Raw genomic sequence first — 14,191 nt, forward strand, 5'->3', positions numbered from 1 at the left:
ATCAGTACAATTCGTGCAACACTCTGAAACAATATTTATTATTGCCTCCAGGTGCTACCTGGTGGAGAATATCGGAGTCGAACCGATGACCTCTTGCGTGCAAGGCAAGCGCTCTAGCCAGCTGAGCTAATCCCCCTTTTCTTTTCAGTAGTCAGCTATCAGTTAACAGTTATCAGTTAATTGATGACCTATACGTCAACTTGGGATACCCAACTTCTAAAATTTCCTTTCAACTAATCTCTTTAAAATTGTAGTCTCGGGCAGACTCGAACTGCCGACCTCTACATTATCAGTGTAGCGCTCTAACCAGCTGAGCTACGAGACTGTCTTAGACAGCTTAGATATTTTATATCAAACATCTAAAATTCTCTTTTTTAAGATCTTAGTCTATTTTTTAAAATTAACAGCAAAGAGTAAAATTAACCTCTTATGTAACTCACCATCTTTCTCTAGAAAGGAGGTGTTCCAGCCGCACCTTCCGGTACGGCTACCTTGTTACGACTTAGCCCTAGTTACCAGTTTTACCCTAGGCAGCTCCTTGCGGTAACCGACTTCAGGCACCCCCAGCTTCCATGGCTTGACGGGCGGTGTGTACAAGGCCCGGGAACGTATTCACCGGATCATGGCTGATATCCGATTACTAGCGATTCCAGCTTCACGGAGTCGAGTTGCAGACTCCGATCCGAACTGTGATATGGTTTATAGATTCGCTCCTTTTCGCAAAGTGGCTGCTCATTGTCCATACCATTGTAGCACGTGTGTAGCCCAGGACGTAAGGGCCGTGATGATTTGACGTCATCCCCACCTTCCTCACGGTTTGCACCGGCAGTCTCGCTAGAGTCCTCAGCTTTACCTGCTAGCAACTAACGATAGGGGTTGCGCTCGTTATAGGACTTAACCTGACACCTCACGGCACGAGCTGACGACAACCATGCAGCACCTTGTAAAGTGTCCGAAGAAAAAGCTATCTCTAGCCCTGTCACTCTACATTTAAGCCCTGGTAAGGTTCCTCGCGTATCATCGAATTAAACCACATGCTCCACCGCTTGTGCGGGCCCCCGTCAATTCCTTTGAGTTTCAATCTTGCGATCGTACTCCCCAGGTGGGACACTTATCACTTTCGCTTAGTCACTGAGGTAAACCCCAACAACTAGTGTCCATCGTTTACGGCGTGGACTACCAGGGTATCTAATCCTGTTCGCTCCCCACGCTTTCGTCCATGAGCGTCAGTATATACGTAGTAGACTGCCTTCGCAATCGGTATTCTAAGTAATATCTATGCATTTCACCGCTACACTACTTATTCTATCTACTTCCGTATAACTCAAGTCAACCAGTATCAAAGGCAGTTCCATAGTTAAGCTATGGGATTTCACCTCTGACTTAATTGACCGCCTGCGGACCCTTTAAACCCAATGATTCCGGATAACGCTTGCACCCTCCGTATTACCGCGGCTGCTGGCACGGAGTTAGCCGGTGCTTATTCTTACAGTACCGTCAAGGTCGTACACGTACGACTGTTTCTTCCTGTATAAAAGCAGTTTACAACCCATAGGGCAGTCTTCCTGCACGCGGCATGGCTGGTTCAGAGTTGCCTCCATTGACCAATATTCCTCACTGCTGCCTCCCGTAGGAGTCTGGTCCGTGTCTCAGTACCAGTGTGGGGGATAATCCTCTCAGACCCCCTACCTATCGTTGCCATGGTAAGCCGTTACCTTACCATCTAGCTAATAGGACGCATAGTCATCTTGTACCGATAAATCTTTAATAAAAAAGTGATGCCACTTCTCTACACTATGGAGTATTAATCTTCATTTCTAAAGGCTATCCTCCTGTACAAGGCAGATTCTATACGCGTTACGCACCCGTTCGCCGGTCGTCAGCGGTGCAAGCACCCTGTTACCCCTCGACTTGCATGTGTTAAGCCTGCCGCTAGCGTTCATCCTGAGCCAGGATCAAACTCTTCATTGTAAAATCTTTAATTATTTTAAATGTTAAGTTCCAAAAGAATTTTTTCGGTAATCTAACCTAAATTAGATCGCCGTGGTAATTCTACTCTTTTAATTACGCTGTCAATTTCAATATTTTCAATGAACTTGGCAAGTCGCCAATAACAAGTCTTAAACTCATCTCTTTAACTCAACCTTCTTGTAGAAACACTAGACTCGAACTAGTAACTCAATCGTTTTCCAAAATTTCTGTGATCGTAACCGCTCTCTTAAAGCGGGCGCAAACATACAAACTCTTTTTATTCTGACAAAAACTTTTTTGAAGTTTTTTTTCGTTTGTTTCGCTACACTATTTTAATGAACTATCCCCGTTAAAATCGGACTGCAAAGATACTACGTTTACTTTAAATAAAACAAGAAAAAACTACAATATTTTTTAACCTTTTCTTTACTTATCTTACACCCTATTTTAATGAACTCTTACTAACTTCTTAGCTTACCGCTTTTCCGTTTGCGGGTGCAAATATAGATACCTTTTTTCTTATAACAAGCACTTTTTTTGCCTTTTTTCTAAACCTTTTTTTAATACTTTAAAAATTAATACTTTACGTGCAAAAGTTTTTTGAACACCTAGTTGTAAGCGGTAAGCTATTGGCTGTTGGCTTTTAACTTTTGAGAATTGACTTTAGCTATAAATATTATACTGTATTCCTTTAATGACTAATCTATACCTCTCGCGTTAGGGATTGGAAGCGACATCCTTTTGTTTTGCTTCGACTTCGCTCAGCAACCTAAAACAAAAGATATAGCGGAAAGCCCGACAGTTTGATAGTGTTTGAACATCTAGTGAAAACTACTAGCAAAATGGAACGCCCAAAGAATAAAACTACTACTGTACTTTTTTAACGGTTTTCTTATCTCGTTTCTTGCGCATTTTTGCAAACATCTCTTTATACTCAGAAACATCTACGTACCCCCTACTCTTTGACACTATAACCATATAGTCTTTTTGTAGTTTTGGGTATTGATACTCTAACTTTTCATCTATATAAGCTCGCTGAAGAATATCCTCTACTAGATAATCTTCATTTTCGGTTTCTGGTTGATATTCGGATTTCAATGACAACTTAAACATGTTTGCTGTGGTATTATACCAAAAAGCCTTCCATCCACTTCGTATTTCTTTCACATTATCAAAAGCTGTTTTTCCTGTTTGACGATGAATTAACTTCAATAAAATTCTTCCTTCTGTTCTTGTTAGTTTTTTTAATGGCGCAGTTAATTCTTCTTCTAGGTATTTTTGAACACGTTTTACATATTCACGTTTTTTTCTTTTAGAATCTATTCTTTCTAAACGCGCATTAACACTATCTACTCTTTTTGCTGCTAAAATTGCGTAAGGATATGCCTTGAATACTTTTTTTCGCAACCAATAATAGTATAAGATATCGTTTTTCTCCTTAAACTTATGTTTTGGTAAGACGGTTACTTCATTTAACCTTATCATTAAACTGTCTCCTTCTTTAATAAGAATGTACTCATCGTTAAAATTTGGCAGCGAATCTTTTATTTGTGCCTGTATTGCTACTGCAAATAATATTATATATAGGTAAAGGAGTTTTTTCATGTAATTTTTATGTACAAAAAGGATTCCAAATGTATCATTTCTGTTTTAAAACAAAAAAACTCATGAAATATTTCATGAGTTTTTTATTCTATTTTTCAATTTTGGATTATTCAGCCATTATTGATTCAGCTACTTTTTTATACGTTCCGTTTTCTAATTTTTCACGGATAGCTGTAAATGCTTCGATTGTTTCTTTAACATCATCCATTGTGTGACGTGCTGTAGGAATTAATCTTAAAATAATTAATCCCTTTGGAATTACTGGATACACAACAATTGAACAGAAAACTCCATGATTTTCTCTTAAATCATTCACCATTGCCATAGCTTCTGGAATATCTCCTTTTAAATATACAGGAGTGATACATGTTTGTGTCGTTCCTAAATCAAAACCTGCATCACGTAAACCTGACTGTAAAGCATTAGTAACTTCCCACAACTTATCTTTCAATTCTGGTTGCGTACGGATTAAATCTAAACGTTTTAATGCTCCTTTTACCATTGGCATTGGTAATGATTTCGCAAACATTTGAGATCTCATATTATACTGTAAGTACTGTACTACATCTTTATCTCCAGCAAAAAATGCCCCAATACCTGCCATAGATTTAGCGAAAGTAGCGAAGTACACATCGATTCCGTCTTGAACTCCTTGCTCGAATCCTGTTCCTCTTCCTCCTTCTCCTAAAGTTCCGAATCCATGAGCATCATCTACTAATAAACGGAAATTGTATTTTTCTTTTAAAGCTACGATTTCTTTTAATCGTCCTTGCTCACCACGCATACCAAAAACTCCTTCAGAAACTAATAAAATTCCTCCACCAGTTTTTTCTGCCATTTTAGTAGCACGTTGTAAGTTTTTCTCACAACTTTCAATATCGTTATGACGGTAAACAAAACGTTTACCTGCATGCAAACGAACACCGTCAATAATACAAGCATGCGTGTCTACGTCATATACAATAATATCGTCTTTAGAAACTAAAGCATCAATCGCTGACACCATACCTTGGTATCCGAAGTTTACTAAATAAGCAGCTTCCTTACCAACGAATTCTGCACATTCTTTTTCTAATTGCTCATGGTATTTTGTATGACCTGACATCATACGAGCCCCCATTGGGTATGCTAAACCATCTGTTGCTGCAGATTCTCCGTCAGCTTTTAATACTTCTGGATGATTTGCTAATCCTAAATAATCATTGATACTCCAAGTAATTACTTTTTTTCCATTGAAAGACATACGGTTAGAAATCGGTCCTTCTAATTTAGGAAATACATAATATCCTTCTGCTTTATCTGCCCATTTTCCTAAAGGTCCTTTATCCCCCTTAATTCTTTCAAATAAATCTTTAACCATTATTATTTTTGATTTTTATAGGTTGCGAAAATAGTGCTTTTTTAACAGAGTTTCAAAAATTGTCTGTAGCATAATTAATATATAATGAAGAAAGGTGCCTAATTAGGCACCTTTTACTTCTTTTTTATTTTTTAACCTAAAACGTTTGATTTTAGCTCTTCTACAAATGGCTGTTTATATAGTCTCTTTCCTAAAGCTTTATGAATTGCATTCGCTACAGCACCACCTGCTGGCGGTAAACCTGGTTCTCCTAAACCTGTTGGAGACAACTCGTTTTGAACAAAATGAACTTCTACTTTTGGAGTTTCATTCATTCTTATTAACCTATAACTATCAAAGTTTCTACTAGAAGGCTTCCCGTCTTCAAAAGTTAAATTTCCATACATTGCATGCCCTATACCATCGATAACTCCACCAGCTACTTGATTAATCGCACCAGTAGGATTTACAACAATACCACAATCTACCGCTGCTACTACTTTTGTTACCACAGGGATTCCATCTTTTACCTCTACTTCTGCTACCTCTGCTACATGTGAATTATGACTATAATATGCAGAGAAACCTTGAAAAACTCCTTCTTTGGCTTTTCCCCAACCGCCTTTTTCCGCAGCTAATCGAATCGCATCTTGCATTCTCTTCCCTGAATACTCTATTCTTTTATCTTCAGTATCTTTCACATTCTCTAATAAATCTAAACGTAACTGAACTGGATCTTGATTTAACTCAGTTGCTAATTCATCAAAAAATGATTGTTCAGCATATCCTAGGAAATTGGTATATGGTGCTCTCCAAGCGCCTGTAGTAATATTACTCCTATAACTAGCTGTTGAAACTTTATAATTTGGAATACATCCTGCAGGGAAAAAATGTGGAATTAAATCATACATATTATCATTAATTGCTGCTTCTTTTAAATGATATGCTGTTATTTTTCCGTCTTTTATTGATGCTGCAATTCTATATTTAATTGCTGGTCGGTAAATACCACTTGTTATATCTTCTTCTCTTGTCGAAACCATCTTTACTGGCTTCTTAATTTTATCAGATATTTCGAGTGCTTCATATACAAAATCTCCATACAATCTTCTTCCAAAACCACCTCCCATTCGAGTCATTTCTACATGGACTTGTTCTAAATCTCTACCTAACATTTCTGATGCCACTTGAGCTGCGTACTCTGGAGTTTGCACAGGCCCTACCAAATGGATTTTATCAGGAGTTATATTCGCAAAGAAATTCATAGGCTCCATACAATTATGTGGTAAGAAAGGCGAATGATATGTACGTTCTATAACTTTATCAGCTTCTGAAAATGCCTTATTTACATCTCCATCTTCTCTTCTTATATCAAATTTATTTCCATCTAGTAAACTTAGAAGTTTTTCATCATGAAGTTTTGTATCTTCAAGTTGAGATCCTGGTTTCCAATTAGCTTTAATCGCTTTTGCTCCTTTGATTGCTGCCCAAGTATTTTCTGCAAGCACAACTACCTTGTCTGATTTTGACAATTTGAAAGTCCAGTTATTTTTACCAGATTCAATAAAGTTTCTTGCTTTTTCTCCAATAGTAACAACATCGATAACTCCAGAAACTTTTTTAGCTTCAGACACATCGAACGATTCTAATTCTTCTCCAAAAGAAGGTGGTCTTACAACCGCAGCATATACCATTCCTTCTTCTTTGTAATCTAATCCAAATAATGGTTTACCTGTTACTATTTTTTCTAAGTCTACGTTTGTAGCGTTTTTACCTATAATGGTAAATTCTGAAGGATTTTTTAATGTTACATTTTCTGGAATTTCTATGGCTGCTGCTTCTTTTACTACTTCTCCATACCCTAACTTATCTCCATTCGCATTGGTAATTACACCTTTTGATGCCGAACAAGTAGCTGCATCAACACCCCATTTTACAGCTGCTGCATTAATCAACATTTGCTTTGTTGTAGCTCCTGTTTGTCTCAAAGCCGTCCATCCATGACGAATAGACTGACTTCCTCCTGCCAATTGACGAGTATAATTTTTAGTATCTAACGGTGCTTGTGCCACATGTACTTTATCCCATTCTACATCTAATTCTTCAGCAATAATCATCGGCATTGAAGTTTTTACCCCTTGCCCTATTTCTGGATTGGGAGAGTAAATAGTTACATAACCTTCATCAGAAATTTTAATAAACGCATTAAAATCATTGAAATTTAAATTCTCAACGTCAACAGATGGTTTTACATTAGGCTTACATGCTGTGAATAAATTAAATCCGATCATAATTCCTCCACTTGCTAGCGCAGAGGCTCTTAAAAAATTTCTTCTACTAAACGTTACTTTGTTTTCTTGTGTACTCATAATTGAAAAATTTTAAGACATTTTTTCGGCAGCTAAAGCAACTGCTTTTTCTATTCTATTATAAGCTGCGCAACGACAAATATTTCCTTGCATTGCTTCTCTAATTTCTTCACTGGAAGGATTTGGGTTTTCTTTTAAAAAGGAAGCTGCTGTCATTATTTGTCCTGCTTGACAATAACCACATTGTGGAACGTCTACTTCTTTCCAAGCTTCTTGTAATGGATGATCTCCTTCGGTTGATAACCCTTCAATAGTTGTTATTTCCTCTCCATCCAACATTGAAACTTGTAATTGACAACTTCTCATTGCTGTTCCGTCTACATGAACTGTACAGGCACCGCATTGTGCTATTCCACAACCGAATTTAGTTCCTACCATATCGAGTTCATCACGTAAAACCCATAACAATGGTGTATCTGCATCTGCAGTAAAGGATACAGATTTTCCGTTAATTTTTAATGTATAATTTGGCATTTTAAAGGTAGTTTTTAGAATTCGTAAAAGTTACGAAAAAAATAAATGCCACTTAGTTAATGAAATTGTTTTAAACAAAAAAGAGGCTTTCGCCTCTCTTCTTTATCTATTTTGTAAAAATGTAGTTACATTTTTTTCTATTCTTTCCAATACATTTTCTGTATTTGCTTTTATAAAGGTTTCTCCTGTAATTTGCTCGTACAACTCAATATATCTGTTAGAAATTTCATTGATTTTAGCATCAGACATTTCAGGAATTTGCTGTCCTTCTTTTCCTTGGAAACCATTTTCAATTAACCATTGACGTACAAACTCTTTTGATAATTGCTTTTGCTTCTCTCCTTTTTCTTGACGCTCAGCATATCCATCTGCATAAAAATAACGAGAAGAATCTGGAGTATGAATTTCATCAATCAATACAATTTTACCGTCTTTCGTTTTTCCGAACTCATATTTAGTATCCACTAAAATTAAACCTCTTTTAGCAGCTAATTCAGTTCCTCTTTCAAAAAGTTTACGAGTGTAATCTTCCAATACTAAATAATCTTCTTCCGAAACAATTCCTTTTGCTAAAATATCTTCACGAGAAATATCTTCATCATGCTCTCCATTATCTGCTTTTGTCGAAGGCGTAATAATTGGAATTGGAAACTTATCATTCTCTTTCATTCCTTCTGGCATTGTTACACCACAAAGTATTCTTTTTCCTGCAGCATATTCACGAGCAGCATGTCCTGATAAATAACCACGAATTACCATTTCTACTTTAAATGGCTCACATAAATCACCTACTGCAACGTTTTCGTCTGGGTTTGCTAACAACCAATTTGGAACGATATCCGAAGTATCATTCATCATTTTAGTTGCAATTTGATTTAGGATTTGTCCTTTAAAAGGAATCTGACGAGGTAAAACCACATCAAATGCAGAAAGACGGTCTGAAGCAATCATTACCAATAACTCGTCATTGATATTATAAACTTCTCTTACTTTTCCTTTGTAAACTGTCTTTTGCCCTGGAAACTGAAAGTTAGTTTCGTTTATTGTATTCATTACTATTTTGTTGTGTTGTTGTGGCGCAAATGTAAGTTAAAAACTTATGTAAATAAAAAAGAGATGCTTTAAAAACACATCTCTCAAATTAAATCCTATTGAAGTTTTAAATTTCCAAATTAAAATAAGTCCCAGAGAACTTTCCTTCTGAAATAATTTTCTCTTCTATTAGCTCTTGTCCTTCTAACAATCTACCTTCAAAAGTTCCTTCAATTATTTTATTTTTCTTATCAAGTTTTGTAACAGTAATTTTTCCAACAGAAATACCTGTACCAAAATTGTAATTAGTATGATAATTCTTTTTATTACTCCCATCATAAAAACTAATATATGTTGATGTTAAACCGTTAATTTCAAAAACACCTACATCTGTAACATTTTCAATAGTTATAACTATTTTATCATTTAAATCATTAACCTTTAGATTAATATTAACATCAAAATACTGATTATAATCAATACCTGCTAGTGAGAACTCTTTAGAATTTATAAATTTAAAATCTTTTCTAAAAAAACTACCTTCAACTTTAGCTTCTATATAACCTTCTGAAATCACTTCAATGGTTTCACTATCTGAACAAGAAAAAAAGGATAATGATAAAAAACTAAACAGTAGAAATACAACTGTATTCTTCATAACTTTTAAAATAAGTTCACAAATATAATGTATACTTTGTTATGAAAACTACTCTGTTTCTATACTTTTATAGGCTGTAATAATCTTTTTAACTAATCGGTGACGGATTACATCTTTATCATCTAAATACACCTGCGCAATTCCATCAATATCTTTTAGAGCTAACAACGATTCTTTTAGCCCTGATACTTGTCTGCGTGGTAAATCAATCTGACCTGGATCGCCTGTAATGATAAACTTAGCATGCATTCCCATACGAGTTAAAAACATTTTCATTTGCGAATGCGTTGTATTTTGTGCTTCATCTAAAATTACGAAAGCATTATCTAGTGTACGACCACGCATAAACGCCAACGGAGCAATTTGAATCGTTCCGTTTTCAAGATAGGCTTGTAATTTTTCATGCGGAATCATATCTCGTAACGCATCGTATAATGGTTGCATATACGGATCTAACTTTTCTTTTAAGTCTCCTGGAAGAAACCCTAAGTTTTCACCCGATTCTACTGCGGGTCTTGTTAAAATAATACGTCTAACTTCTTTTTCTTTTAATGCTTTTACCGCTAATGCTACCGCAGTATATGTTTTTCCTGTTCCTGCAGGACCTACCGCAAATAACATATCATTTTTTTGCATCAACTCCACCATTTTGTGCTGATTGGCTGTTTGCGCTTTAATTAACTTTCCGCTAACACCATGTACTAAAACATCTTTTGAATTTCCTGATCTACGAATTTCTTCCTCTTTACCAGTTGATGTTAAAATACGTTCAATACTATTTTCATCAAGTTTATTATATCTATTGAAGTATTTGATAAGCATTTCTAATCGCTTTTCAAACTCATCTAATAATTCTGCTTCACCAAAAATCTTTAATTTGTTTCCTCTTGCTACAATTTTTACTTTAGGAAAGAAGGTTTTTAACTGAGTAATTGTGCTATTTTGAGCTCCAAAGAAATCATTTGGATTGATTTCTGTTAATTCAATTATGCGTTCGTTCAAATGACAAAAGTTTTAAGATTATTCACTCTAAAAATAATGATTATTTTTGTCGAAATGTGTAGTTTTGTTTAAAAATTCAGCATAATTTTTCACAAACTAATTAACAAACACCTAACTTAATGTCTCTTATTACATTAACTACTGATTTTGGAACTAAAGACCACTTTGTAGGGGCTGTAAAAGGGGCTATATACTCAGAATTACCTGATGCTAAGATTGTAGATATAACACATCATATCTCTCCTTTTAACATTACAGAAACGGCATATATTTTAAAAAATGCTTACAAAAGTTTTCCTGATAAAACCATTCATGTAATTGGAGTTGATTCTGAATTAAGTATTCAAAATAAACACATTGCTTTAGAGCTGGACAATCATTATTTTATTTGTCCTGATAACGGATTAATTTCTATGATTGCTTCTGAAATTAAGCCTACTAAAATTTTTGAGATCAATATTCATGATCGTGTAGAAAGTAGTTTTCCTGTGTTAGATGTGTTTGTACAAGTGGCTAGTCATATTGCTCGTGGCGGTAGTTTAAGTGTTATTGGTAGAGAGATTGATTCTTATAAACAGATTATTGAAATTCAACCAAAAGTAAACGACCAACAAACTATTATTGCTGGTGGTGTTATTTATATTGACAACTACGGAAATGTAATTACTAATATTAGTCAAAAACAATTTAACGCTATTGGTAAAGGGCGTGATTTTAAAGTTACTGCCAGACGTTATACGTTTACCAAAATTTTTAGTCGATATAATGAAATTGTGGATTATTCGATTGAAAACAATGATCAGCATGATGGAGAAAAATTGGCTATTTTTAACTCTGCAGGATTTTTAGAAATTGCTATTTATCGAAGTAATTTAGAAACTGTTGGTGGTGCTTCTACTCTACTTGGTTTAGAATATAGAGACACTATTACTGTTGAATTTGAAAATCCTATTACACCAGAATTCACACCTATAAATTAACTATATGTTTGTACGAATAGTAAAGATGAGCTTTCAACCAGAAAAGATTGAAGAATTTTTAAACAACTTCAATACTAAAAAAGAATTTATACGAAATTCACCTGGTTGTCGTTTATTAGAACTGTACAGAGACAAGACTAATCCAAACATTTTTTTCACTTACAGCTATTGGGATGCTGAACAAGATTTAGAAAATTATAGAAATTCTGATTTATTTAAAGGCGTTTGGGCACAAACCAAAGTATTATTTAATGACAAACCACTTGCTTGGAGTGTTGATAAAGTAGCTTCGCTACCATAGTCGTTAGACATTAGACGATAGCCTTATAAAACAACTAAACATTTAACATTAAGTATGTTTCCATTACTAAAGAAAGAATTTAACTCATTTTTTGCCTCACCTATTGCCTATTTGGTAATTGGAGTATTTTTACTCGTCAATGGCTTATTTTTATGGGTTTTTAAAGACAACTTCAATATTTTAAATGCTGGTTTTGCCGATTTAAACAGCTTTTTTTATTTAGCTCCATGGTTGTTTTTATTCCTTATTCCTGCGATCACTATGAAAAGTTTCGCAGATGAATTTAATAGTGGAACTATCGAAATTTTAAAAACCAAACCACTTACCGATTGGCAAATTGTATTAGGTAAGTTTTTTGCTTCACTTTTATTAGTTGTTATTGCATTGTTACCAACACTAACGTATGCCTATACCGTATACCAATTAGGAAGTCCTGTTGGAAATTTAGATGTGGGTAGTACTATTGGATCCTATTTAGGTTTATTGTTTTTAGCATCAACTTATACCGCTGTAGGGCTATTTACTTCTACGCTGTCTAAAAATCAAATTGTAGCGTTTATTTTAAGTGTATTTATCACTTTTGCCTTGTTCTACGGATTTGACGCTGTAAGTTCTTCTTTAGGAAATTCAGGATACGCTTTGCAACAGTTTGGTATTAGCGAACACTTTAAAAGTATTAGTCGTGGTGTGGTAGATACACGTGATATCATCTATTTTATCAGTGTTACAGTTTTCTTTTTATTCATCACTAAACAACAGTTAAAAAATGAATAAGAAATTTCAACACATCGCATTGGCTTTAATTGGACTATTAGTTGTTAACTATATAGCCAACTCAGTATACGAACGTTTCGATTTAACACAAGACAAACGTTACACATTATCTGAAGTAAGTGAGAATCTTATTTATAAAATTGACGCTCCGTTAACTATACATGTATATTTAGAAGGGGAATTTCCTGCGGAATTTAAGCGTTTGCAAATTGAAACTCGTCAGTTTTTAGAAGAGTTACAAGCTAAAAACACCAATATTCGTTTCCGTTTTATCAATCCTGATAATATTCGCGAGCAATTGGTAAAAAAAGGAATGATGCCTAGTCAGTTAACTGTTGAAGAGGACGGAAAACTATCCGAAGCTATTATTTTTCCTTGGGCAGAAATTACTTATGGTAAAAAAGTAGAGTTAATTTCTTTACTTCCTAACTCTATTGCTAAGACGCAAGAGGCACAGCTACAAAATGCTGTTGAAAAACTAGAGTATTCTTTTGCTAATGCGCTACATAATGTTACCTTAAAAGAAAGACAGAAAATAGCTGTATTAGCTGGTAATGGTGAATTACAAGATATTTATCAATATAGTTTATTAAGTGAAATTGGCAAAAAATACCGTTTAGCAAAATTTACATTAGATAGTGTTGCTAACAATCCGCAAAAAACTTTAAAAGACTTAAGAGCATACGATTTAGCAATTATTGCTAAACCTACTGAGCGTTTTACAGAAGAGGAAAAGCTTACCGTTGATCAGTTTATAGCAAACGGTGGTAAAAGTTTATGGATGCTAGATAATAACTATGCGGATACTGATAGTTTGTATAATGAAGGAAAAATGTTAGCATTTCCTCGTGATTTGAATTTAACGGACTTATTATTTGGATATCAAGTTCGTGTAAACAATAAACTCATTCAAGATTTATATTCAGCTAAAATTCCGTTAGCTACAGGAAATGTAGGGAATCAAACACAGTTTCAACACTTAAATTGGTTTTATCATCCACTAGTTAATGGTAATCCGAACCACCCAATTACTAAAAATGTTGCGCCTGTTCGTTTTCGTTTTACCACTCAAATAGATACGTTAAAAGGTAGCTTGAAAAAAACTCCTTTATTAGTAACTTCTGTACTTACTAAAAAAACAGGAACTCCCAACTTTATTGAATTACAAAGTATTGCCAAAGAACCTAAAGAGAATGAATTTGCATCAGGTCCGCAATTATTAGCTGTTCTTGTAGAGGGTAATATTCCTTCTGCTTATAAAAACAGAATAAAGCCTTTTGACACTCCTGATTTTAAAGCTGAGAGTACAAACAATAAAATGATTGTAATTGCTGATGGTGATGTAGGTAGAAATCAGGTTTTAAAAGGAAAACCACACGATTTATCTTTAGATAAATGGACAGGAGAACAATTTGGAAACAAAGAGTTTTTAATCAATGCGATTGATTATTTATTAGACGACTCTGGATTGATTCAACTACGTAATAAAACTATTCAAATTAACTTGTTAGATAAACAACGTGCATTTGCAGAAAAAAGTTACTGGCAGTTTATCAATATTGGTATTCCGTTAGTATTATTAGCGCTGTTTGGTTTTGGGTTTACTTATTGGAGAAAAAAGAAGTATCAGTAATTGGCTATTGGCTATTGGCTATTGGCTATTGGCTATTGGCTATTGGCTAAAAT

Annotated in this window: 11 protein-coding genes, 2 tRNA genes and 1 rRNA gene; 4 read left to right on the plus strand and 10 right to left on the minus strand. The window is 34.6% G+C overall.

The window, feature by feature from the left end; genetic code table 11:
• Positions 1 to 59: 59 nt before the first annotated feature.
• The 10 genes from ACKTSU_RS08020 to ACKTSU_RS08065 all read right to left on the minus strand — a co-directional run bounded on the left by ACKTSU_RS08020 (position 60) and on the right by ACKTSU_RS08065 (position 10,450).
• Positions 60 to 136, minus strand: a tRNA-Ala gene (locus tag ACKTSU_RS08020).
• A gap of 115 nt (positions 137 to 251) precedes the next feature.
• Positions 252 to 325, minus strand: a tRNA-Ile gene (locus ACKTSU_RS08025).
• Positions 326 to 453: 128 nt separating this feature from the next.
• Positions 454 to 1,971 (minus strand): 16S ribosomal RNA (locus ACKTSU_RS08030).
• Between the two features lie 867 nt (positions 1,972 to 2,838).
• On the minus strand, positions 2,839 to 3,576 hold the full coding sequence (locus ACKTSU_RS08035; RefSeq protein ID WP_408035853.1) for a DUF4294 domain-containing protein: 738 nt from the start codon (positions 3,574 to 3,576) through the stop codon (positions 2,839 to 2,841).
• A gap of 106 nt (positions 3,577 to 3,682) precedes the next feature.
• Positions 3,683 to 4,936: an aminotransferase class I/II-fold pyridoxal phosphate-dependent enzyme gene (locus tag ACKTSU_RS08040; RefSeq protein ID WP_408035854.1), complete on the minus strand. Its 1,254-nt coding sequence runs from the start codon at positions 4,934 to 4,936 to the stop codon at positions 3,683 to 3,685.
• Positions 4,937 to 5,067: 131 nt separating this feature from the next.
• Positions 5,068 to 7,284 (minus strand): xanthine dehydrogenase family protein molybdopterin-binding subunit, encoded by a 2,217-nt coding sequence (locus ACKTSU_RS08045; protein WP_408035855.1) that lies wholly within the window; start codon positions 7,282 to 7,284, stop codon positions 5,068 to 5,070.
• Positions 7,285 to 7,296: 12 nt separating this feature from the next.
• Positions 7,297 to 7,758 carry a (2Fe-2S)-binding protein gene (locus ACKTSU_RS08050; RefSeq protein WP_408035856.1) on the minus strand — a complete coding sequence of 154 codons (462 nt, stop codon included), beginning with the start codon at positions 7,756 to 7,758 and terminating at the stop codon, positions 7,297 to 7,299.
• A gap of 102 nt (positions 7,759 to 7,860) precedes the next feature.
• Positions 7,861 to 8,811, minus strand: a complete 951-nt coding sequence (locus tag ACKTSU_RS08055) for a phosphoribosylaminoimidazolesuccinocarboxamide synthase (RefSeq protein WP_408035857.1) — start codon at positions 8,809 to 8,811, stop codon at positions 7,861 to 7,863.
• A gap of 106 nt (positions 8,812 to 8,917) precedes the next feature.
• The gene (locus ACKTSU_RS08060) at positions 8,918 to 9,448 is read right to left on the minus strand and encodes a hypothetical protein (RefSeq protein WP_408035858.1); all 531 of its coding nucleotides are present in this window, start codon (positions 9,446 to 9,448) and stop codon (positions 8,918 to 8,920) included.
• Positions 9,449 to 9,496: 48 nt separating this feature from the next.
• Positions 9,497 to 10,450 (minus strand): PhoH family protein, encoded by a 954-nt coding sequence (locus ACKTSU_RS08065; protein WP_274634972.1) that lies wholly within the window; start codon positions 10,448 to 10,450, stop codon positions 9,497 to 9,499.
• 119 nt (positions 10,451 to 10,569) lie between these two features.
• Here ACKTSU_RS08065 and ACKTSU_RS08070 point away from each other — a divergent pair, with 119 nt between their 5' ends.
• Genes ACKTSU_RS08070 through gldG form a run of 4 tightly spaced genes read left to right on the plus strand, consistent with a single transcriptional unit; the run spans position 10,570 to position 14,138 of the window.
• Positions 10,570 to 11,430 carry an SAM hydrolase/SAM-dependent halogenase family protein gene (locus tag ACKTSU_RS08070; protein ID WP_408035859.1) on the plus strand — a complete coding sequence of 287 codons (861 nt, stop codon included), beginning with the start codon at positions 10,570 to 10,572 and terminating at the stop codon, positions 11,428 to 11,430.
• 4 nt (positions 11,431 to 11,434) lie between these two features.
• Entirely contained in the window at positions 11,435 to 11,731 is a 297-nt protein-coding gene (locus ACKTSU_RS08075; protein WP_408035860.1) for a putative quinol monooxygenase, read from the plus strand.
• Between the two features lie 54 nt (positions 11,732 to 11,785).
• Positions 11,786 to 12,505 carry a gliding motility-associated ABC transporter permease subunit GldF gene (gene gldF, locus ACKTSU_RS08080; RefSeq protein WP_408035861.1) on the plus strand — a complete coding sequence of 240 codons (720 nt, stop codon included), beginning with the start codon at positions 11,786 to 11,788 and terminating at the stop codon, positions 12,503 to 12,505.
• A complete protein-coding gene (gene gldG, locus ACKTSU_RS08085; RefSeq protein ID WP_408035862.1) occupies positions 12,498 to 14,138 on the plus strand; it encodes a gliding motility-associated ABC transporter substrate-binding protein GldG in 1,641 nt (546 codons plus the stop codon). Before gldF ends, gldG begins: the two co-directional genes overlap by 8 nt.
• Positions 14,139 to 14,191: the final 53 nt, after the last annotated feature.

Source organism: Tenacibaculum aestuarii (assembly GCF_964510395.1).
GTDB classification, from domain to species: domain Bacteria; phylum Bacteroidota; class Bacteroidia; order Flavobacteriales; family Flavobacteriaceae; genus Polaribacter; species Polaribacter aestuarii.